We start from the raw sequence: 18,669 nt of genomic DNA on the forward strand, positions 1-18,669 counted from the left end.
CACTCACTCATTCACATAAGGCCACGCCTGGAACCGCTGGGGTAAGCCGGCGGCGCGGGCGTTGCCGGCCACGTAGGCCAAAATCCGCGTTAGTTCGGCCTCGTCCCCCACGGCGTACTCGTGCCAGCCGGCTTGCCAGAAATTGGCTTCGGGCGGCAGCTTGGGGCGCACGAGGCGGCGGCAGTTGGTGCCGGTACGCAGGTGCAGCAGGTCCAGGGCTTTGGGGAAGGAGAGGCCGCTCGCGGCGGGCAAATGCAGCACGAGGTGGGCGTGGTTGGGCAGGATGGCGAAGCCGTGCACCACGAAGCCGGTTTCCGCCAGCATCAGGGTTTCGCCGGCCAGCGCCTCGGCTATTTTCTCGTGGTCGAAATACGCCGGGCCGCTGGGGCCCCGGTCGAGCACGGCGTCGAACCGGGCGAAGAACTGCTTTTGGGCCCGGTGGTGGTCGGCGCCGGCCGGCTGGGGTTGGCGCAGCGTGGCGGCTAGCTCGCGCCCCGCAGCGGCCGGAATGGTGCCGTGCAGGCGGAAGGTGAGCAGGGCGGTTTCGCCGGGCGGCAGCATGGGCATTAGGAGGCCACCGGGGCCCCGGCCTGCCCCAGCCGCGAGTGCTTGTAGCCGTAGCCGAAGTACACCACCAGCCCAATCAGCAGCCAGATGAAAAACAGCACCCAGTTGCTGATGCCGAGTTGCGTCATCAGATACAGGTTGATGAGCAGGCCCAGGGTGGGCAGCAGCGAGAGGCTTTTCTGGAACGACACCACCGCCAGGCCCCCGCAAAACAGCAGGAACACGAGCATCGGGATTTGGTGGCGGAAGCCCTCGTAGCCCTCGCCGAAGCTGGCCAGGTGGGCGAAGGTGCGCACCTCGGCTTGGTTGTAGTGCCAGAGCAAGGCCCCACCGATTACTAAAATGGTTATCACTAGCCACTTGCCGTTGAGGTACGGCACCGTGAAGCGGGCCTCGGAGCGGCCGTAGGGGTCGATGATGAGGATGCCGCCGCAGACGAGCGCAAAGGCGAACAGGGTGCCGATGCTGGTGAGGTCCACCACCAGGTCCATGTTCAATATCAGGGCCGGCACGCCCACGAAAATGCCCGTGATGATGGTGGCGAACGAAGGCGTATGGAAGCGCGGGTGGATGTGGGTGAACACCTTGGGCAGCAGGCCGTCGCGGGCCATCGTGAGCCAGATGCGCGGCTGCCCCAGCTGGAACACCAGCAGCACCGAGGCCATCGCAAACACGGCGCTGACGGCTACCAGGCCCGAGAGGCGCGGCAGGCCCACTTTGGCAAACACGAAGGAAAGCGGGTCGCCCACCCCCAACTCCGTGTAGCTCACCATGCCGGTGAGCACCAGCGTGATAACCACGTAGAGCACCGTGCAGATGATGAGGGCGTACATCATGGCCCGGGGCAAGTCGCGCTGTGGGTTTTTGCACTCCTCGGCGGTGGTGGAAATGGCGTCGAAGCCGATGTAGGCGAAGAACACCGCCGACACGCCCTTGAGCACGCCGCCCACACCGTGGGGCGCAAACGGGTGCCAGTTGGCTGGCTTGATATAGAAGGCCCCCACGGCAATGACCACCGCCACCACAATCAACTTCAACACCACCAGCAGGTTGGAGGCGTACTTGCTTTCCTTGATGCCGATGTACACGAGGCAGGTGATGAGCACCGTGATGCCAAAAGCCGGCACGTCGGCCACCAGGTGCCAATCGCCAAACAGCACCGGTGCCGAGTTCCAGATTTTGTAGCCTTCGAGCTGGGCCGGCGTGGCCTGGGCCAGTGGCAGGTGGGCTTCCATGAGGGCCACCACGGCGGCGTAGCCCTGGTAGGCCCCCTGGGCCCCGGTACTGAGGTAGGCCGGGATGTGCCACCCAATGCCATCCATCAGGCTTGTAAAGTAGTCACTCCACGAAATGGCCACCACGATGTTGCCCACCGTGTACTCCATGATGAGGGCCCAGCCGATGATCCAGGCGGCCAGCTCGCCGAACGAAGCGTAGGCGTAGGTGTAGGCCGAGCCGCTGACCGGAATGGTGGCTGCGAACTGGGCGTAGCACAACGCCGAAAATGCGCAGGCCACGGCCGTGAACACGAACAGCATCGACACGGCGGGGCCCCCGTCGAGGCTGGCTTTGCCGATGGTGCTGAAGATACCGGCCCCGATGATGGCCGCGATGCCCAGCCCGGTGAGGTCGCGCACGGTGAGGTGGCGTTCGAGGCCACCGCCGGGCCCCTCGTGGTCGGCGGGCGGGTTTTGCAGGATGGCCGCGATGGTTTTGCGGCGGAAAAGAGAATTATCGGAACGCATGAACGGCGAGCGGGGCGGGTTTGAGGGGCAAAAGATAGGGCCCCTGGGCGGCTTATGGTTTGCCGGGGGCCCGCCGCCGCCTTAGCGCAGCAGGCTGCTCAGCACGCTGCCGCCCACGCTCAGCACGGCCGAACCGCTGCCGATGCGCACCGGCACGCCCACCGATACGGTGCCCATGCCGCCGCCGTAGCCGCTGTAACTGTTGCCGTAAGGCCCGTTGCGCTGGGCCAGCGGCGCAAAGCCGGCGTTGGCTGGCAGGGCGCCGCCCTCGGGGCCGTAGCCCCCCTCCGCGCCGTAGGCTTGCAGCCGGTAGGGAGCAAATGTGTACTGCACAAAAGGACGCGGCCGGCCGGTGGCGCTCGTGCCCAGCTGGTAGCGCAGGTAGGGCTGCACCCCGTAGCCGTAAGCCGCGGGGGTACTTAGCGGCACGTAGCCGCCCACCGCGTAGGCCCCCGCCAGAAAATGCCCCTTGCTGGGCGCCGCCGGGGCCGGGACTTCCAGCCCCAGCGCGCCCGACTGGGCATGGCCCGCCAAGGGCGTGAGCAATAGCACGAGCGAAGCCATTCGGAAAGAAAGAGCCATAACAAACAAAGAAAAGGGCGTGGGTACCGCCGGTTCAAGCCTGCCCAAGGTACAAGGTTTTGCAGGGATGGCCGGGCGGGCTACCGGGTAATCGTGGGGGCCCCGTGTGCAATTGGGAGGGGCGCGGCATCAAGGGAGAAAGCTGCTTTAACTTTCGTCCCATGCCTGCTCGCCCCACCTCCGTTCACATCCCGCAGCCCTGCGCCGAAAGCTGGGCCGCCATGACGCCCCGGGGCCCCGGCCGCCACTGCGCCGCCTGCCAAAAAACGGTGGTGGACTTCACCCAGAAAACGGACGCCGAAATCCTGGCCGTGTTACAGCACGCGGCCGGCCGCACCTGCGGCCGGTTCGCGGCGGGGCAGCTGGGCCGGCCCTTGCGGCCGCTGGCCGTGGGGGCCCCCAGCCGCTGGCAGGCCTGGCTGGCGGCCGCTGTGGCAGTGTGGGGGTTGCGGGAAGGCGCAGGCGCGGCGGCCCGGGCGCAGGTGCCGGTAGAGCAGGGGCCCCGACCAGTAGAACGAAAGGTGGGCCAAGCGGCGGCCGCTGTTGCGCCAACGGCTGTGGTGCTTCACGGGGTGGTACTGGACTCGGCTACCCGGCAGGGCTTGCCCGGCGTAACTGTTTTACTGAAAAGCACACTGATTGGCATCAGCACGGGTGATGACGGCCGCTTCGCGTTGGAAGTACCAACCGAACAGTTGAAGGCCGCTGGAAGGAAAGTGGTGATTTCTTTCGTGGGTTACATCTCGCAGGAAATTATTTTAGAAACTGTGGGTAACGCAGCCCAAATGCAAATCGTAATGCGTCCCTCACACGCGGATCTGGATGGACTGATTGTGATTAACCGCAAACCCTGGCCGTGGCACCCGCGCCGCTTCTACTACTGGCTCACCCGTCCCTTTCGCCGGGGCTAAATCAGCCATTCCGGCCAAACTTTTCGGGCCCCAAAAGCCTTTTTGGGGGGTATGAAATTTCTGCCTTTTGCCCTGGGTTTGCTGCTGGCTACCTCCTGCGCCACGCTCAAGCCTACGCCCACCACGCGCTTCAACCCCACCACTACCCGCGCCGAGCTGCCCCGCGAGGAGGCTCCGCACCCCAAAAACTCGCTGGAGTGGTGGTACCTCACCGGCCATCTCACCGACCAGACTACCGGCGAGCAGTTTGGCGTGGAGTACGTGTTTTTCCACTTCAACCTGAAGGACGGCAAGAGCGACTACCAGATGGTGAACGTGGCCCTGACCGACCCCCAGGGCCAGCAGTTTCGCTACGACTACAAGCTGGGCAAGCTGCCGCGCCCGCTCACCGACTCGCTGCCCGTGCGCTTGCGCGAGCACAAGGGGGCCCAGGTTTGGAAATTTGACGGGCAGGAAGGCCGCTACCAGCTGCAAGCGGCCCTCACCGGCAAGAAAAACGCGGGCTATGCCCTCGACCTACGCACCGCGCCCACCCGGCCCGTAGTGCTGCACGGCGGCGGCACCGGCTATGAGCACTACGGCAAGGGCATTGAAGCCGGCTACTACTCGTACCCGCGCCTGGCTACAACCGGCACCCTCACGGTGGGCGGCAAAACCCACCAGGTCGCCGGCGAAATGTGGTACGACCGCCAATGGAACTGCGCGGCCGTCGTGGATAAAAACACCGGCTGGGACTGGCTCAGCATCCAGCTCGACCAGCCCCGCGAGGAGCTGATGCTGTACTCTTTGCACAACCGCACCACCGGCGAAGCCCTCAGCAACGGCACCCTCAGCGGCGACGGCGGCCGCAACCTGCGCCTCACGGGGCCCGATTTCCAGCTCACGCCCCTCACGTACTGGACCAGCCCGAAATCGAAGAAAAAGTACCCCGCCAAGTGGCGCGTGCAGGTGCCCGGCCAGGGCTACGACCTCACCGTGGAGCCTCTGGTGCCCAACCAGGAACTTGCCCTGCGCTTCTTTCACGCCTTCACCATGTACTACTGGGAGGGCATGTGCCGCGTAACCGGCACCCACAACGGCCAGCCCGTAACGGGCAGAGCCTACGTGGAAATCACGAACCGCTAGGACTCAGTTAACAGTGAGCAATTAATAGTACCCTGCTCACTGTTAACTGCTCACTGGTTCAGCACGATGCGGAACGTGGTGCCGCGGCCCAGCTCGCTCCACTTCACGAAAAGCTTACCCTCGTGGTAGTTCTCGATGATGCGCTTGGCCAGGGCCAGGCCCAGGCCCCAGCCCCGGCGCTTGGTGGTGAAGCCGGGCATGAACACGCTCTCGAGCTTGTTTTTGGGGATACCCTTGCCCGTGTCGGTGATGTCGACGGCCACCTGGCGGCCGGGCGCGGCGCGGCGGTACCAGCTGCGGCGCACCCGCACCCGGCGCAGGTGCAGCGTGATGGCACCGCGGCCTTCCATGGCATCGACGGCATTTTTGCAGATGTTTTCCACCACCCAATCGAACAGCGGCACGTTCACGCGGGCGGGGGTGTCGAGCGGCAGGTCGGTTTCGATGGTGAACTTCACCTTCTTCGACACCCGGCTTTCGAGGTAGGCAATGGCGTTGCGCGTCACTTGCAGTAGGTTTTCGTCGTTGAGCACCGGCACCGAGCCGATGTTGCTGAACCGCTCGGTGATGATTTCCAGCCGCCGAATGTCCTTGCCCAGCTCCTCGATGATGGGCTCGTTGGCGAAGCGCTCCGACTCGCGCAGGTAGCTCTGCCAGCCCACCAGGCTGCTGAGCGGCGTACCCAGCTGGTGGGCCGTTTCCTTGGCCAGGCCCACCCACACGCGGTTTTGCTCCGAGCGCTTCGAGTAGCTGAAGGCGAAGTAGGCCATTACCGCCAGCGAGCTGATGACACCGAGCTGCACCAGCGGGTAGGTGCGCAGCTGGGCCAGCAGGTGCGAGTCGTTGTAGTAGATGTAGTCGCGGGCCCCGGCGGCGTACTCCACCACAATGGGCGGGTGGCGCTTTTTCATCAGGGCCAGCTCGTGGCGCAGGCGCGCCACCGAATCGGCCGGCGCCAAGTGGCGCGGAATGTCCACGTTGCGGGCCCCACCGATGACGCCCGCCTCGTTGGTGAAGATGATGGGGATCGTCTTGTTGACGTTGATAATCTGCTCCTGCACAAAGATGAGGCCGCCCTCCTCCTCCGTGTTCACGATGTAGCGCTGGGCCTTGGCGTACAGCTCAATCTGCTCCTGCTCGCGCCGCGCTACCTGCCGCACCAGAATGTTGGTGTACACCACCGTGGCCGCCCCGATGAGCAGGGCCCCCACCGCCACCAGTATTTTAACGCGGGATTTCTGGTCGTAAATCGGAATCATCAACGGGTTATCAAGAACGAACAAAGAACGTCATGCTGAGCGCAGCCGAAGCATCTCTTCCGCAGCAGTTAATTACTTACGTGGGAGAGATGCTTCGACAGTCTCAGCATGACATTCTCCCGGCATGACGTTCTGAATAGTCCTCCCCGGGGGCCCTATCCTACCAGCACGGCTTCGCTGCGGGCAATTTCGGCCATGATTTCGTACACCGCCTCGGGCGTTTCGGCGTCCACGAGGCGGGTGCGCCAGGCCTTGGCGCCCTCCAGGCCGCGGAAGTAGTGGGCGTAGTGGCGGCGCATCTCGAAAATACCCACCCGGGGGCCCTTCCATTCCACGCTGCGGTCGAAGTGCATCTGGCACATAGCAACCCGCTCCTCCAGCGTAGGCGGGGCCAGCAGGGCCCCGGTGGCCACGTAGTGCTTGATTTCGCGGAAAATCCAGGGGTAGCCGATGCTGGCGCGGCCCACCATCACGCCGTCCACACCGTAGCGGTTTTTGTACTCCAGCGCCTTTTCGGGCGTCGTAATGTCGCCGTTGCCGAAGATGGGGATGTGGATGCGCGGGTTGTCCTTGATGCGGGCAATCAGCCGCCAATCGGCCTCGCCCTTATACAGTTGCACCCGCGTACGGCCATGAACCGTGAGGGCGGCGATGCCGATGTCTTGCAGGCGCTCGGCCACGTCCTCCACGTTTTTGGTGCCCTCATCCCAGCCCAAGCGGGTTTTCACCGTCACGGGCAGGTGGGTGTTCCTAATGACGGCGGCGGTCATTTCCACCATCTTCGGAATGTCGCGCAGCAGGGCCGCGCCGGCGCCGCGGCAGGCCACCTGCTTCACCGGGCAGCCGTAGTTGATGTCGATGAGGTCGGGGCCCGCCTCGGTGCTGATGGCGGCGCACTCGCCCATCGTTTCCACGTCGGAGCCAAAGAGCTGAATGCCAATGGGCCGCTCGTAATCAAACACATCCAGCTTCTTGCGGCTTTTGGCCGCGGCCCGGATGAGGCCCTCCGACGAGATGAACTCGGTATACATCAGGTCGGCCCCGTTGGCCTTGCACACGGCGCGGAAGGGCGGGTCGCTCACGTCCTCCATGGGCGCGAGCAAGAGCGGAAAATCAGGAAGCTGGATGTTGGGACCGATGTTGACCACGGGGATAAGGGGAATTCAATTAGGCGGTCATGCTCATCTGGCGTCCGCGTAGCCGAAGCATCTCGCCCGCTCACTAACTAGCCGATTAGATTAGTTGAGCAGTGGAGATGCTTCGGCTACGCGGACGCCAGATGAGCATGACGGCCTAAGTTGGTGAGCGTTGCTTTAAGCAAGCCTAAATTAAATCTGGGGTAAATTTACAACCTCCCGAACTTGCCCGCCGCCATGAAAGGTTTCCCTGCCCGCCCTATGCACCCGCTTTTGCAAATCCTAGCGCTGGTGGGCCTGGCCTTCGCCGGCCTGTGCCTGGGCAGTTTTGGGGCCTTGGCGCTGGTGTCGGCGCTGTTTGGAACGGCCAGCCTTGGGCAGGCAGGCGCCGACCCCGGCGGCACCCCCCACGGCTGGGCCGTGCTGATGCTGACCCAGGGCTTCATGCTGGCGGGCCTGGGCGCCGGCGCGGCCGTCATGCCCCGGGTTGTGGGCCAGTCGTGGGCGGACTACTTCGCGCCGCGCCGCCTGGGCAGCGTGGGCTGGCCACTGGCCGCGGGGGCCCTCATTCTGGTACTTATTCCAATCATGTCGGTGCTGGTGGCGTGGAACGCGGATGTGCATTTCCCCGCCTTTCTGCACGGCTTTGAAGTGTGGGCGCGGGACAGTGAAAACCGCGCCGGGGCCCTCACCAAGTTCCTGACGCAGTTCGGCACCGTGGGGCGGCTGGTGGTGGGCGTGGTCGTCATTGCCGTGGTGCCGGCCGTGGCCGAGGAGCTGGTGTTCCGGGGCGTAATCCAACAGAACCTGGTGCGCTGGTTTGGGTCGCGGCACGCGGGCGTGTGGGTGGCGGCGGCTATTTTCAGCGCCATTCACTTCCAGTTTTTCGGGTTCGTGCCGCGTTTCGTGCTGGGGCTCATTTTGGGCTACTTATACGAGTGGAGCGGCAACATCCTGGTGCCCATGGCGGCGCACTTCACCAATAATGCCTTCCAGCTGGTGCTGCTGTACCTGGTGCAGCGCGGGGCTTTTGGCTGGAACACGGCCTTCGACCCCGATAGCACCGCGGCCCTGCCCTGGCCGCTGGCCCTGGCCTCGGCCGTGCTGGCGGGCGGGCTACTGTGGGGCCTGCGCCAGCGCATGGGGCCCCCGCGCCAGATGCGCACCGTCAGCCGCCAGGGCGTGGCCGCGGGCCCCGGCCAACCCCGGCCGTAATTTGGCGTCCTTTCCCCTGCCCTTCTTTCACTCCTGCTTTTGAACCCCGACCTGCCCCCCGCCGACGCCCGGCCTCCCGCCACCAAGCGCGTCCGCAGCAACCTGCGCCTGCGCGTCATCTGGGGCACCGTTGCGGCGGCGCTGCTCATCGGCTGCACCTACGGGGGGCCCATCTCATTCGGGCTGTTCTTTGCGGCGGTGCAGGCAGTGATGCTCAAGGAGTTCTACCGGATTATGCGGGCAAATGGGTACCGACCGGCCTCGTGGATTGGCGCTGTAATCGGAATACTGATTTTCGGTTATTTACATCTTTTTACTGGTTTCTTTCATTACGCCCAACTTTTCGGCTGGCAAACCGGCTGGACCATCTATCCGCCACTGTCGGCCTTGCCGCAGGTTTCGCCCGGCACCGTTTCACCCTGGATGGTGATGGTGCAGGAGACGAGCTACTTTTTAGTTGCCGCCGGGGCTCTATTGATGGTTATTCTGCTAATCCGCGAGATCATTCGCTGGCCCAACCACGGCAAGCCGTTCCTCAATTTGGCCGCTACCCTGGCGGGCCTTTTTTACGTCAGCTTGCCAATGGGCCTGCTTAATGCACTGGCTTTCGACCAGAAAGGCTACGATGCCCGCCACGTTTTCTGCCTCATCATCCTCGTCTGGGCGGCCGATACCGGGGCCTACTTCGCCGGCAAAAACTTTGGTAAGCATAAGCTGGCGCCCAGTATTTCGCCGGGCAAAACGTGGGAGGGCTGGGCCGGTGGGGCCCTGTTGGCCCTGATCACGGGTTGGGCGTTTGGGCAGTTCGTGCCCGATATTCCGCTGACGCACCGGCTGGTGGCTGCGGGCGTGGTGGCTGTGTTTGGGCCCCTGGGCGACCTGGCCGAGTCGATGCTCAAGCGCAGCGCGGGGGTGAAGGATTCGGGCACGTTCCTGCCCGGCCACGGCGGTCTGCTCGACCGCTTCGACGCGTTTCTGCTAGTGCTGCCGGTGCTGGTACTGCTGCAACTGTTGGCGGGGTAATTGCGGGGCCGCTGCGGGGTAACACTAAACTAACAATCGTTCGTATTTGCGGCAAAGTCAATACCTTTGCGCCTCCAAAACGTACTTCCCCCATCCCACCCAACAACCTCCATTAACTCCCTTATCCCCATGGCCGCCCACACCGTTTATAAAGAGCCAGCGCCGCTCGTCGACCGCGAAAACCCGCTGGAATCGATGATGTCCCGTTTCAACATCGCTGCCGAAATCCTCGGCCTCGACGAAGAAACCTACAACGTCCTCAAAACCCCGGACAAGCAGGTAATCGTGCACATTCCCGTGACGATGGACAACGGCAAGGTGCGCGTGTTCGAGGGCTACCGCGTAATTCACAACACCATTTTGGGGCCCTCGAAGGGCGGTATTCGTTACGACAAGAACGTATACCTCGACGAGGTGAAGGCCCTGGCGGCCTGGATGACCTGGAAGTGCGCCGTGGTGGACATCCCTTACGGCGGGGCCAAGGGCGGCATCATCTGCGACCCGACCACGATGAGCGCCGGCGAAATTGAGCGCATGACCCGCGCCTACACGCTGGCACTCAAGGATGTGTTCGGCCCCGACCGCGACATTCCGGCCCCCGACATGGGCACGGGCCCGCGCGAGATGGCCTGGCTGATGGACGAGTTCTCGAAAACTGTGGGCATGACTTCCTCGGCCGTCGTGACGGGCAAACCGCTGGTGATGGGCGGCTCGCTGGGCCGCACCGAGGCCACCGGCCGCGGCGTGATGGTGGCCACTCTGGCCGCCCTCGAAAAGCTGGGCCTCAAGCCCACGGAGGTTTCGGCCGCCGTGCAGGGCTTCGGCAACGTGGGCACGTGGGCCTCCAAGCTTTTGTTCGACAAAGGCTTAAAGATTAAAGCTATAAGCGATATTTCGGGCGCTTACTGGAACGCCGATGGCATCAACATCGACGAAGCCATTGCCCACAAAAATGCCCACGGCGGCCGCCTCGAAGGCTTCGCGGGCGCCGTACCGATGGACCCCGATGAGCTGCTGGTTTCGCCCGTGGACGTGTTGGTGCCCGCTGCCGTGGAGGACGTCATCACCGAGCACAACGCCGGCCGAATCCAGGCCAAGCTGATTGTGGAGGGCGCCAACGGCCCCACCTCGGCCTCGGCCGACCCCATCATTTACGAAAAAGGTATTTCGGTGGTGCCCGACATTTTGGCCAACTCGGGCGGCGTGACGGTGAGCTACTTCGAGTGGGTGCAGAACAAGCAGGGCTTCAAGTGGACCGAGGAGATGGTGACCGAGCGCGCCGACCGCATCATGAGCGATGCCTTCGAGAAAGTGTACCAAACCAGCCTGAAGTACAATGTTTCGCTGCGAATCGCGGCCTACGTAGTGGCTATCGACAAGGTCGCCCAAACCTATAAGTTCCGCGGCGGTTACTAAATTATTGATCTTGGCTGATTAACCGTGATTTTGTTGTTTCGTCGGTCGATTTTATTAGTTGCTGTTCTGCGAGCCGTAATTGCTTATTTTTGGTTGTAAAGGAGGGCACGGGCCATTTGGTCCGTGCCCTTTCTTTTTCTGACCGTAATTTATTCCGGCTGCCATTCCCAGCCGCCCTATTTTTTGCACTGGTTAGCCTCGTTGAAATCAGCGAAACTACGGTTAATCAGTCAAAATCAGTGATTTATGAAAGTACATAAAGAAGGCCGCCGCATCCTGTTCGTAACCATTTTGGTGCTGCTGGCCCTGAATTTGGCCCTCTACCAGTTCAACCGAGGGGCGGTGCTCTTCAACCGCATTTTTGCTGGGGTTTCGGTAGTGGCGTTTCTGGCGCTACTCCAGTTTTTCCGCAGTCCGTTCCGGCACCTCTTCACCCACGAAGACCTGCTACTGGCCCCGGCCGACGGCAAAGTAGTGGTGATTGAGGACGTGTACGAGCCCGAGTATTTCGACGATATGCGCAAGCAGATCAGCGTGTTCATGTCGCCCATCAACGTGCACGTAACCCGCAACCCGATTTCGGGCATGGTGAAATACTTTAAGTACCACCCCGGCAACTACCTGGTGGCCTGGCACCCCAAAAGCAGCACCCAAAACGAGCGCACCACCGTGGTGGTAGAGAGCGACGCGGGGCCCCTGGTGCTCTTCCGGCAGATTGCCGGGGCCATGGCCCGCCGTATTGTGTGGTACGTGAACGAGGGCGACGAAGTAAACCAGGGCGAGGAGTTCGGCTTTATCAAGTTCGGCTCACGGGTCGATTTGTTCGTACCCATCGACGCCGATGTGAAGGTGGAGCTGGGCCAGAAGGTGAAAGGTGGCGAAACAGTAATCTGCCAACTGAAGATCTGAACCGCAGATTAAGTGGATTTAACGGATAAGAACGGATTCCTTTTGGGCCGCTCTTATCCGTTTTTTGCTTTTTTGGGGCTTCGCCCTAATGTTCGTTAGCTTGGGAATTAGTAGACTGGATGGGTTTTTACAAAGCGCTTGTATTGCATGGAAGGGGGCCCGAAATTGATGAGCAGGCCGATGGACAGGAGGTAGGCTTCCAGGTAGTTGATGATTTGGGCGTAGTGGATGGGTGTTAGCTCGTACAGGGCTTTTAGCTCCAGTGAGACCGTTTCCTCAACTAGGAAATCGACGCGGTGCGAACCGATTTCCTGCTGCCGGTAATAGATCGGCATTTCCAATTCACGCTGGGCATTTATGCCGCATTGCGCCAATTCCACGGCCAGCGCCCGCTGGCAAATAACCTCTTGGAAACCCGTACCTAACACGCGGTGCACCCGCATGGCGCAACTAATTACCTTCCTCGTCAACTCCTTGTAAGTACCCATTAGTAAATAGCTTATGTTAAAACGGCCGGCCATGCAGAGCCTATTGAAGCGTATATTATGCGTGACTAGATCTAAATCTTATAGTTAACTCATAGAAGCTGTTTAGGAAGTGGGTGGTCGGGTAATTTTACGCAGTAGCAGCACGACAAAGGCGAGCCAGTGGAAGGCCAGCCAATTTTCCAGGCAGGTTTCGTAGCGCACCAGCAGGGTCTTGAAGCCGTCGAGCCAGGCGTTCATTTGCTCGATGACCAGCCGGCGCCGGTAAAGTTCGGGGTCCAGCGGCGTGTCATCATCCGTTTGCCAGTCGGTCGAGCGCCGGTTGCGGGGAATGTTGGCTTCGATGTCGCGCCGGGCGCAGGCCTGACGCAAGCTAGTGACATCAAAGGCTTTGTCGGCATTCAGAAAGAGGCCTTCCAGGCGCAGGTGCGCTTGTTCGAGCAGCTCACAGAGTTCGGCGAAGACGTGTTCGAGGGCAAACGTATCGTGGTGGTTGCCGGCTTGCGGCGTGGCCACGGCTAGGGGCTGGCCCGTGTTGTCGGCCAGAAACAGGGCGTTGGTGGTGCGGGCCGCCTTGCGGCCTTGATAGCCGACAGCCGCCCCGCCGTTTTTAGCCGGGGTGTGGCTGCCATCGAGTTGCACACTCGACAAGTCCAGCGCCGCGTGGTTCAAGCGCAAGACGCTCAACCAAAGCTGTTTCCAAGCACCTTGCTTGCGCCACTGGTTGAAATAATAGTAGACGCCCTGCCACGTCAGGGGGTGGGTTGGCAGCAATTCTCGCACGGGCAGCCAGCGCCACTGACAACCCGTTTTGAGCTTGTAGAGAATGGCGCCGACGACTTCCACCGGCTGGGCCGCCCGCCGACGGCCGTGGGCGCTAAAGGGCAAATGGGGGAGTATCCAGGCGGTAATGATATCTTTGGGCAGGACTTCCATGACGGAGGGAAAGGAGATGGGTCGCACCTCAAATTTCGCTCTGCCGTGGGAGTCTTTTCTGTTTTGAGCCCGCCTGACTACTTCCTAAACAGCTTCATAATAAGAGATGCTTCGACTGCGCTCAGCATGACGTTCTTTACATCAAGCTAATTAGCAACGGGCACTTATCAGCATTTGGACGATGGGCCCGCGGGGCCCTCGCCGGCCGGTGCTGGTGTTCTTCCACGGGGGTGCATTTGTGCTGGGCACCAGCAACGTGCCGCTGTACGACGAGGCCAATTTTGCCAAGCAGGGCGTCGTGTTCGTATCGCTGAACTACCGGCTGGGCATCGAGGGCTTCCTGAAAATACCGGGCGTGCCGTCCAACCTGGGCATCCGCGACCAGCTGGCGGCCTTGCGCTGGGTGCAGGCCAACATTGCGAATTTAGGGGGCGGCCCGGCCAACACAACCGTCATGGGCGAGTCGGCGGGGGCCATGAGCGTGGCCGTGTTGCTGGCCAGCCCGACTGCCCGGGGGCTATTTCGGCGGGGCATTATGATGAGCGGCTCGGGCCAGGCCGCGCTGAGCGGCGTACAGGCTAGCCGCATCGCCGCCCAGTACGCCAAGGTGCTGAAAATTCCGAACACCGCCCGGGTCCACCGCCGCTTCACGCCCGAGCAGCTACTGGCCGCCCAGGCCCAGGTAACGCCCAAAATAGTGCATCTCGAAACCGCGGAGCACGCCGAGCCCACCGGCGGCCTGGCGCTGTTCTTCCCGGTCATCGACGACGATATTGTGCCCGCCGTGCCGCTGGACGGCCTACGAAAAGGGGCCGGCGGCGCGGTGGATATGCTGGTGGGCTACAATTCCGACGGGGCCAACTACTGCCTGGTATCCACCGGGCTGCTGAAAAAAAACAGGCTCAACCTCATCCTTTATAAAGCGGCGCGGCTGGTGCACCCGGCCCCCGCCGCCCTGGTTGCGGTCCACAAAAAAGCGTATCCCAAGAAGAAGTTGGGCGAGCTGTTCTCGACCGTCATCACGGCCTATCAGTTCCAGGTGCCGTCGGTGCGGCTGGCCGATGCGCTCGCCCGCCAGGCCGGCCGCACCCATATGTACGAACTCGGATGGCGGTCGTCGGTGGCGGGTGGTGTCTACGGCGCGTACCACGGGCTGGCGCTGGTATTTGGCCACCGCGCCCTGATTACCGGGCCCCGAGGTGTGCTCGGGCCCGCCGGGGCCCCGGCCGCGCTGGCCACCCAAATGCAGGCGGCGTGGGTGGCGTTCGCCAAAACCGGCAACCCGGGCTGGGCGGCCTACCGGCCCGGCGCGCGCGGCACCATGTACATCAACACCACGTGGCAGCTGCAACCAAACCCCCACGCCAACGAAATCCAGGCCTGGGCGGGGGGTGCGCTAGCGCCGGGGCCCCGGCGCTAGCGCACCCCTATTCCGGCGGACTGGCCGGCGGGGCGGGCGCGGCCCGGGCCGCGCGGTCCACGTCACCGGTTTCGCGGATGAAGCCGGCCTTGAGGTGCTCGTAGAGCGAGTGCGGATCAACGAGCGATGCCACGCCCTGGGCCAGCATACCGCTGAGCAGCAGCTGGAAAATGGCCGAGTGCCGGTCTGTCATTTCCAACACCAGGATGGCGGCTGTGAACGGTGAGCGCACCACACCGGTCAGGAAGCTGACCATGCTCACCAGAATGAGCAGGTTACGGTCGGCCACGGCCACGTCGAAGACTTGGCAGATGCCGTCGCCCAGGATGGCCCCCGCGCTGAGCGAGGTGGCAAACACGCCGCCCGCCCCGCCGCTACTGTAGCTGAGGACCATGCCTGCGAAGCGCACCGGAAACAGGTACCACGGCGTCGCCCCGTCGTTCTGAAATAGCAGCCGGTTGATGATGGGCTTGCCCGTGCCTATGCCCTCGCGGCCCACCAGGTAGGCCAGCCCCCCCAGCAGCAGGCCGCAGCCCAGCACCCAGCCCGCCTGCATCGCCAGCGTGGTGAAGCGCTGCCGGTAGCGCCCCAGCCACAGCAGCGCCTTGGCAAAGGCCGCGCCCGCCAGCCCGCATACCAGTGCCACCACCACCACCAGCACCTGCACCCGCCCCGTGGCCGGAATAACTTTCGGGAACCCCAGGTACAGGTAGGGCCCCAGGAACGTCTGAGCCGTGAGGCCCGCGATAATGACGGCCGTGAACACCGCCATCCGAAACCGCGCCATGTGCATCTGGGTCAGTTCCTCCACCACAAACACGATGCCGCCCAGCGGCGTGTTGAAGGCCGCTGCCAGGCCCGCCGCGCCGCCCGTAACCAGGGCAATCTGGCGCGAGAGCTGCGGCCAGCCGGCCGGCTGCAACTTGTTGATGGCCCGGAAAATGGCCGCCGATACCTGAATCGTGGGGCCCTCGCGGCCAATCACGCCGCCGCCCAGCAGCAGCACCACGCTGCTGAGTATCTTGACGATGGCCACGCGCAGGCTCAGCAGGTAGGCCGTGCGGTGGTGCTGGCTGGCGTTTGACAGCTCGATGCCGGCCATGACCTGCGGGATGCCGCTGCCCCGCGCCGCCGGGGTCCCCCGCACCAGCAGCCACGACGCGCCAAAGGCCAGCGGCGTGAGCACAAACGCCAGCCACGGCGCGCGCGCCAGCCAGGCAAAGCTTGCCTTTTCAGCCCAGCCAAACACCATCTCGTAGCCCACGGCCATTAAGCCGGTTAGGAAGGAGGCCACCCAAAAGGGAAAACTCTGGAGGATGAGCCGCCGCACCCGGTCGGTGTAGAACGGGCGAATGACGCGCCGGTCGAGCCAGGCTAGCGCACGGGTGTAGCGGGAAGGAAAATCGGGCATGCCAAGGGAAAACAGGTGGACCAGCGGCAAAGGTCGGGCCCCCGCATCCGAAAATGCCCGGGGCGGGCCGCGCAAGGGATTCATTTTCTTGCGCATCTACTGGCTGGCGGGGCCCCGGCGTGGCAGCTGATGCCTAACCTTCATGCTAATAAAATTCAGGCCCGGGAAGGCGGGCGCTGGGGGAAACGGTGCACCTGCACTGGGCCCGGACTGCCCTGGCCCCGCTTTGGCCTTCCACGCAACCCTCTTTATTAATGCACAAGCTATTGCTTTATGGGCTGGCCTTCGGGAGCCTTTTGTTTGGTGGGGCCGGCCAGTTGCTGGCGCAAACCCGCGAAGTGCGCAACTTGGCCACCGATACCTTGCAGCCCGCGAACCCAAAATATTACCTGCCGGTAAGCCGCATCAGCACTGCCAACGGCCACCTGCTCTACGCGTTTATTCTTGATGGGCAAGCTGGGGCCCCCGGCCTTACGTTCACCTGGCGCAACCCGATGACGCTGCCCCGACCCAAGCCGCTGACCATCAAAATGGCGGAGGTGCAGTGGGTTCGGACCGGCAACGTGTACTACGAGCCCGTGCATTTGCGGGGCCAGCTGTGCTCCGGCCTGGCCCCACGTATTCTGGCCGGGCCCCGGGTAGAATTGTTCGACGTGGCTACGCTCAAAAGAGGGGTGCCTATTCCCTTGCCCGTGCCAGGCGGCGGGCTCATTTGGACGGGGGCATTCAGCAGTAAATACAACCACACCTGGCTTCTGCGCCGCCCCAGCCTCACCGGGCTCGTGCAGGTGCCGAGCGGCAAGCAGTTTGCCCCTTTCCTGGCCGAATATCTCGCCGATGCCCCCGCCCTGGCCGCCGCCATCCGGGCCGGGGCCGAGGGCCACCGCCATGCCGACGTGGCCCGGCTGCTCGAAGCCTACAACCAGGCCGCCGGGGCCCCGCACCAGTCTCCGGGGCCCTAGCTTCCGCCCCGCGGGCGGCACTTTTTTCAGTCCATTGGCCTTATCCTTGCTGAATTAATTAGCAAGAATGGCCAAAGTAAGAACCGTATTTTTCTGCCAAAGCTGCGGCGCGCAGTCGGCCAAGTGGATTGGCCGCTGCCCGGCCTGCGGCGAGTGGAACACCTACGTCGAAGAAGTCGTCCAGAAGGAAACCGTGGCCACCACCACCGGCCAGTGGAAGCCCGCCAGCACCGTGCCTGGCGGTAGCCTTACCAAAACCGCCAAGTCGGTGCCGCTCGGCGACATTATTGCCGAAGACGAGCCCCGCATCCTCACCCCCGACAATGAGCTGAACCGCGTGCTGGGCGGGGGCTTGGTGCCGGGCTCCATCGTGCTCATTGGTGGTGAGCCGGGCATCGGCAAGAGCACCCTCATGCTCCAGATTGCGCTGGGATTAAGGCAGTTACGGGTGCTGTACGTGAGCGGCGAGGAGAGCGAGGCCCAAATAAAGATGCGCGCCGAGCGCCTAGCCGACGGCCAGCACCCTGGCTGCTACATCCTCACCGAAACCAACACTCAGAACATCTTCCGGCAGATTGACCAGGTGAAGCCCAACCTGGTCGTCATCGACTCCATCCAGACTATGCACTCCACGCTGGTGGAAAGCGGGGCCGGCAGCGTGAGCCAGGTGCGCGAGTGCACCGCCGAGCTGCTGAAATACGCCAAGGAAACTGGCGTACCGGTGCTGCTCATCGGCCACATCACCAAAGACGGCAGCATTGCGGGGCCCAAAATCCTGGAGCACATGGTGGATACCGTGCTGCAATTTGAGGGCGACCGGCACCTGAGCTACCGCATCCTGCGCACCACTAAAAACCGCTTCGGTAGCACCTCAGAATTAGGTATTTACGAGATGCAGGGCGACGGCCTGCGCCAGGTCAGCAACCCCTCCGAAATCCTGCTCTCGCAGCGCGGCGAAAGCCTGAGCGGCATGGCCATCGGCGCTACCCTGGAGGGCAACCGCCCGCTGCTGGTGGAAGTGCAGGCCCTCGTGACGCCCGCCACCTACGGCACGCCGCAGCGCAGCAGCACCGGTTTCGACGCCAAGCGCCTGCAAATGCTGCTGGCCGTGCTCGAGAAGCGCAGCGGCCTGCGCCTGGGCCAGCAAGACGTATTCCTGAACATTGCCGGAGGCTTGCGCCTCGACGACCCGGCCCTCGACGCGGCGGTGTGCGCGGCGGTGGTGTCGTCGCTGCACGACGTGCCCATCGCGGGCGACGTCTGCCTGGCCGCCGAGGTGGGCCTGAGCGGCGAAATCCGGGCCGTAAGCCGCCTTGACCAGCGCCTGGCCGAGGCCGAAAAGCTGGGCTTCCGCGAGATGTACGTCTCGCAGTTCAACGGCAAGAACCTAGGGGCCCTGCGCCCTGGCTTGCGGGTGCGCCCGGTGGGCCGGCTCGACGAAGTGCTCGATGGCTTGTTCGGCTAGTCGGGGCCCCGGCGGCCAATTGTTCAGTATTAGATTATAACGAAAAGACGACTAGGCGAGTGCAGAAACAAGAAAAAGTGGACAGGAGCGAGAAATTGTATT

At 63.1% G+C, this 18,669-nt stretch carries 17 protein-coding genes; 9 read left to right on the forward strand and 8 right to left on the reverse strand.

Annotation, left to right across the window (positions count from 1 at the left end; genetic code table 11):
- Positions 1 to 3: 3 nt before the first annotated feature.
- The 3 genes from DDQ68_RS14805 to DDQ68_RS14815 all read right to left on the reverse strand — a co-directional run bounded on the left by DDQ68_RS14805 (position 4) and on the right by DDQ68_RS14815 (position 2,894).
- Entirely contained in the window at positions 4 to 567 is a 564-nt protein-coding gene (locus DDQ68_RS14805; RefSeq protein ID WP_109656995.1) for a hypothetical protein, read from the reverse strand.
- Positions 567 to 2,312: an amino acid permease gene (locus DDQ68_RS14810; RefSeq protein WP_109656996.1), complete on the reverse strand. Its 1,746-nt coding sequence runs from the start codon at positions 2,310 to 2,312 to the stop codon at positions 567 to 569. The genes DDQ68_RS14805 and DDQ68_RS14810 overlap by 1 nt, the downstream gene beginning before the upstream one ends.
- 81 nt (positions 2,313 to 2,393) lie before the next feature.
- Positions 2,394 to 2,894, reverse strand: coding sequence for a hypothetical protein (locus DDQ68_RS14815; protein ID WP_162550133.1), 501 nt, complete (start codon positions 2,892 to 2,894; stop codon positions 2,394 to 2,396).
- 161 nt (positions 2,895 to 3,055) lie between these two features.
- Here DDQ68_RS14815 and DDQ68_RS14820 point away from each other — a divergent pair, with 161 nt between their 5' ends.
- Positions 3,056 to 3,805 (forward strand): carboxypeptidase-like regulatory domain-containing protein, encoded by a 750-nt coding sequence (locus DDQ68_RS14820; protein ID WP_109656998.1) that lies wholly within the window; start codon positions 3,056 to 3,058, stop codon positions 3,803 to 3,805.
- Positions 3,806 to 3,856: 51 nt separating this feature from the next.
- Positions 3,857 to 4,930 (forward strand): lipocalin-like domain-containing protein, encoded by a 1,074-nt coding sequence (locus DDQ68_RS14825; RefSeq protein ID WP_109656999.1) that lies wholly within the window; start codon positions 3,857 to 3,859, stop codon positions 4,928 to 4,930.
- Positions 4,931 to 4,980: 50 nt separating this feature from the next.
- On the opposite strand, the gene DDQ68_RS14830 is transcribed toward DDQ68_RS14825, so the two are convergent.
- On the reverse strand, positions 4,981 to 6,213 hold the full coding sequence (locus DDQ68_RS14830; RefSeq protein ID WP_245897055.1) for an ATP-binding protein: 1,233 nt from the start codon (positions 6,211 to 6,213) through the stop codon (positions 4,981 to 4,983).
- Between the two features lie 131 nt (positions 6,214 to 6,344).
- Positions 6,345 to 7,337, reverse strand: coding sequence for a tRNA dihydrouridine synthase DusB (gene dusB / locus DDQ68_RS14835; RefSeq protein WP_109657001.1), 993 nt, complete (start codon positions 7,335 to 7,337; stop codon positions 6,345 to 6,347).
- Positions 7,338 to 7,586: 249 nt separating this feature from the next.
- On the opposite strand from dusB, the gene DDQ68_RS14840 reads away from it, so the two are divergent.
- The 4 genes from DDQ68_RS14840 (at position 7,587) to DDQ68_RS14855 (ending at position 11,888) form a co-directional block, all read left to right on the forward strand.
- The gene (locus DDQ68_RS14840) at positions 7,587 to 8,540 is read left to right on the forward strand and encodes a CPBP family intramembrane glutamic endopeptidase (RefSeq protein WP_162550134.1); all 954 of its coding nucleotides are present in this window, start codon (positions 7,587 to 7,589) and stop codon (positions 8,538 to 8,540) included.
- Between the two features lie 39 nt (positions 8,541 to 8,579).
- Complete coding sequence (locus DDQ68_RS14845) at positions 8,580 to 9,563, forward strand: phosphatidate cytidylyltransferase (protein ID WP_162550135.1); 984 nt, start codon at positions 8,580 to 8,582, stop codon at positions 9,561 to 9,563.
- 129 nt (positions 9,564 to 9,692) lie between these two features.
- Positions 9,693 to 10,979, forward strand: coding sequence for a Glu/Leu/Phe/Val family dehydrogenase (locus tag DDQ68_RS14850; protein WP_109657004.1), 1,287 nt, complete (start codon positions 9,693 to 9,695; stop codon positions 10,977 to 10,979).
- Positions 10,980 to 11,225: 246 nt separating this feature from the next.
- The gene (locus DDQ68_RS14855; RefSeq protein ID WP_109657005.1) at positions 11,226 to 11,888 is read left to right on the forward strand and encodes a phosphatidylserine decarboxylase family protein; all 663 of its coding nucleotides are present in this window, start codon (positions 11,226 to 11,228) and stop codon (positions 11,886 to 11,888) included.
- Between the two features lie 107 nt (positions 11,889 to 11,995).
- On the opposite strand, the gene DDQ68_RS14860 is transcribed toward DDQ68_RS14855, so the two are convergent.
- Together DDQ68_RS14860 and DDQ68_RS14865 are read right to left on the reverse strand one after the other, a co-directional pair.
- Positions 11,996 to 12,331, reverse strand: coding sequence for a GxxExxY protein (locus DDQ68_RS14860; protein WP_342767405.1), 336 nt, complete (start codon positions 12,329 to 12,331; stop codon positions 11,996 to 11,998).
- Positions 12,332 to 12,478: 147 nt separating this feature from the next.
- On the reverse strand, positions 12,479 to 13,309 hold the full coding sequence (locus DDQ68_RS14865) for an IS5 family transposase (protein ID WP_109656237.1): 831 nt from the start codon (positions 13,307 to 13,309) through the stop codon (positions 12,479 to 12,481).
- Between the two features lie 181 nt (positions 13,310 to 13,490).
- Between DDQ68_RS14865 and DDQ68_RS14870 the strand changes: the two genes are divergently transcribed.
- A complete protein-coding gene (locus DDQ68_RS14870) occupies positions 13,491 to 14,729 on the forward strand; it encodes a carboxylesterase family protein (protein ID WP_109657007.1) in 1,239 nt (412 codons plus the stop codon).
- A gap of 7 nt (positions 14,730 to 14,736) precedes the next feature.
- On the opposite strand, the gene DDQ68_RS14875 is transcribed toward DDQ68_RS14870, so the two are convergent.
- Positions 14,737 to 16,140, reverse strand: coding sequence for a chloride channel protein (locus DDQ68_RS14875; protein ID WP_109658448.1), 1,404 nt, complete (start codon positions 16,138 to 16,140; stop codon positions 14,737 to 14,739).
- 254 nt (positions 16,141 to 16,394) lie between these two features.
- Here DDQ68_RS14875 and DDQ68_RS14880 point away from each other — a divergent pair, with 254 nt between their 5' ends.
- Both DDQ68_RS14880 and radA read left to right on the forward strand, forming a co-directional pair.
- On the forward strand, positions 16,395 to 17,102 hold the full coding sequence (locus DDQ68_RS14880) for a hypothetical protein (RefSeq protein WP_109657008.1): 708 nt from the start codon (positions 16,395 to 16,397) through the stop codon (positions 17,100 to 17,102).
- 67 nt (positions 17,103 to 17,169) lie between these two features.
- Positions 17,170 to 18,567: a DNA repair protein RadA gene (gene radA, locus DDQ68_RS14885; RefSeq protein ID WP_109657009.1), complete on the forward strand. Its 1,398-nt coding sequence runs from the start codon at positions 17,170 to 17,172 to the stop codon at positions 18,565 to 18,567.
- Positions 18,568 to 18,669 lie beyond the last annotated feature (102 nt).

The organism is Hymenobacter nivis (assembly GCF_003149515.1).
Taxonomy (GTDB): Bacteria; Bacteroidota; Bacteroidia; order Cytophagales; family Hymenobacteraceae; genus Hymenobacter; species Hymenobacter nivis.

Coding starts and splice junctions, on each gene's coding strand:
- DDQ68_RS14805 (WP_109656995.1), bottom strand. CDS start 567: ATGCCCATGCTGCCGCCCGGCGAAACCGCCCTGCTCACCTTCCGCCTG.
- DDQ68_RS14810 (WP_109656996.1), bottom strand. CDS start 2,312: ATGCGTTCCGATAATTCTCTTTTCCGCCGCAAAACCATCGCGGCCATC.
- DDQ68_RS14815 (WP_162550133.1), bottom strand. CDS start 2,894: ATGGCTCTTTCTTTCCGAATGGCTTCGCTCGTGCTATTGCTCACGCCC.
- DDQ68_RS14820 (WP_109656998.1), top strand. CDS start 3,056: ATGCCTGCTCGCCCCACCTCCGTTCACATCCCGCAGCCCTGCGCCGAA.
- DDQ68_RS14825 (WP_109656999.1), top strand. CDS start 3,857: ATGAAATTTCTGCCTTTTGCCCTGGGTTTGCTGCTGGCTACCTCCTGC.
- DDQ68_RS14840 (WP_162550134.1), top strand. CDS start 7,587: ATGCACCCGCTTTTGCAAATCCTAGCGCTGGTGGGCCTGGCCTTCGCC.
- DDQ68_RS14850 (WP_109657004.1), top strand. CDS start 9,693: ATGGCCGCCCACACCGTTTATAAAGAGCCAGCGCCGCTCGTCGACCGC.
- DDQ68_RS14855 (WP_109657005.1), top strand. CDS start 11,226: ATGAAAGTACATAAAGAAGGCCGCCGCATCCTGTTCGTAACCATTTTG.
- DDQ68_RS14860 (WP_342767405.1), bottom strand. CDS start 12,331: ATGCGGGTGCACCGCGTGTTAGGTACGGGTTTCCAAGAGGTTATTTGC.
- DDQ68_RS14865 (WP_109656237.1), bottom strand. CDS start 13,309: ATGGAAGTCCTGCCCAAAGATATCATTACCGCCTGGATACTCCCCCAT.
- DDQ68_RS14870 (WP_109657007.1), top strand. CDS start 13,491: ATGGGCCCGCGGGGCCCTCGCCGGCCGGTGCTGGTGTTCTTCCACGGG.
- DDQ68_RS14875 (WP_109658448.1), bottom strand. CDS start 16,140: ATGCCCGATTTTCCTTCCCGCTACACCCGTGCGCTAGCCTGGCTCGAC.
- DDQ68_RS14880 (WP_109657008.1), top strand. CDS start 16,395: ATGCACAAGCTATTGCTTTATGGGCTGGCCTTCGGGAGCCTTTTGTTT.
- radA (WP_109657009.1), top strand. CDS start 17,170: ATGGCCAAAGTAAGAACCGTATTTTTCTGCCAAAGCTGCGGCGCGCAG.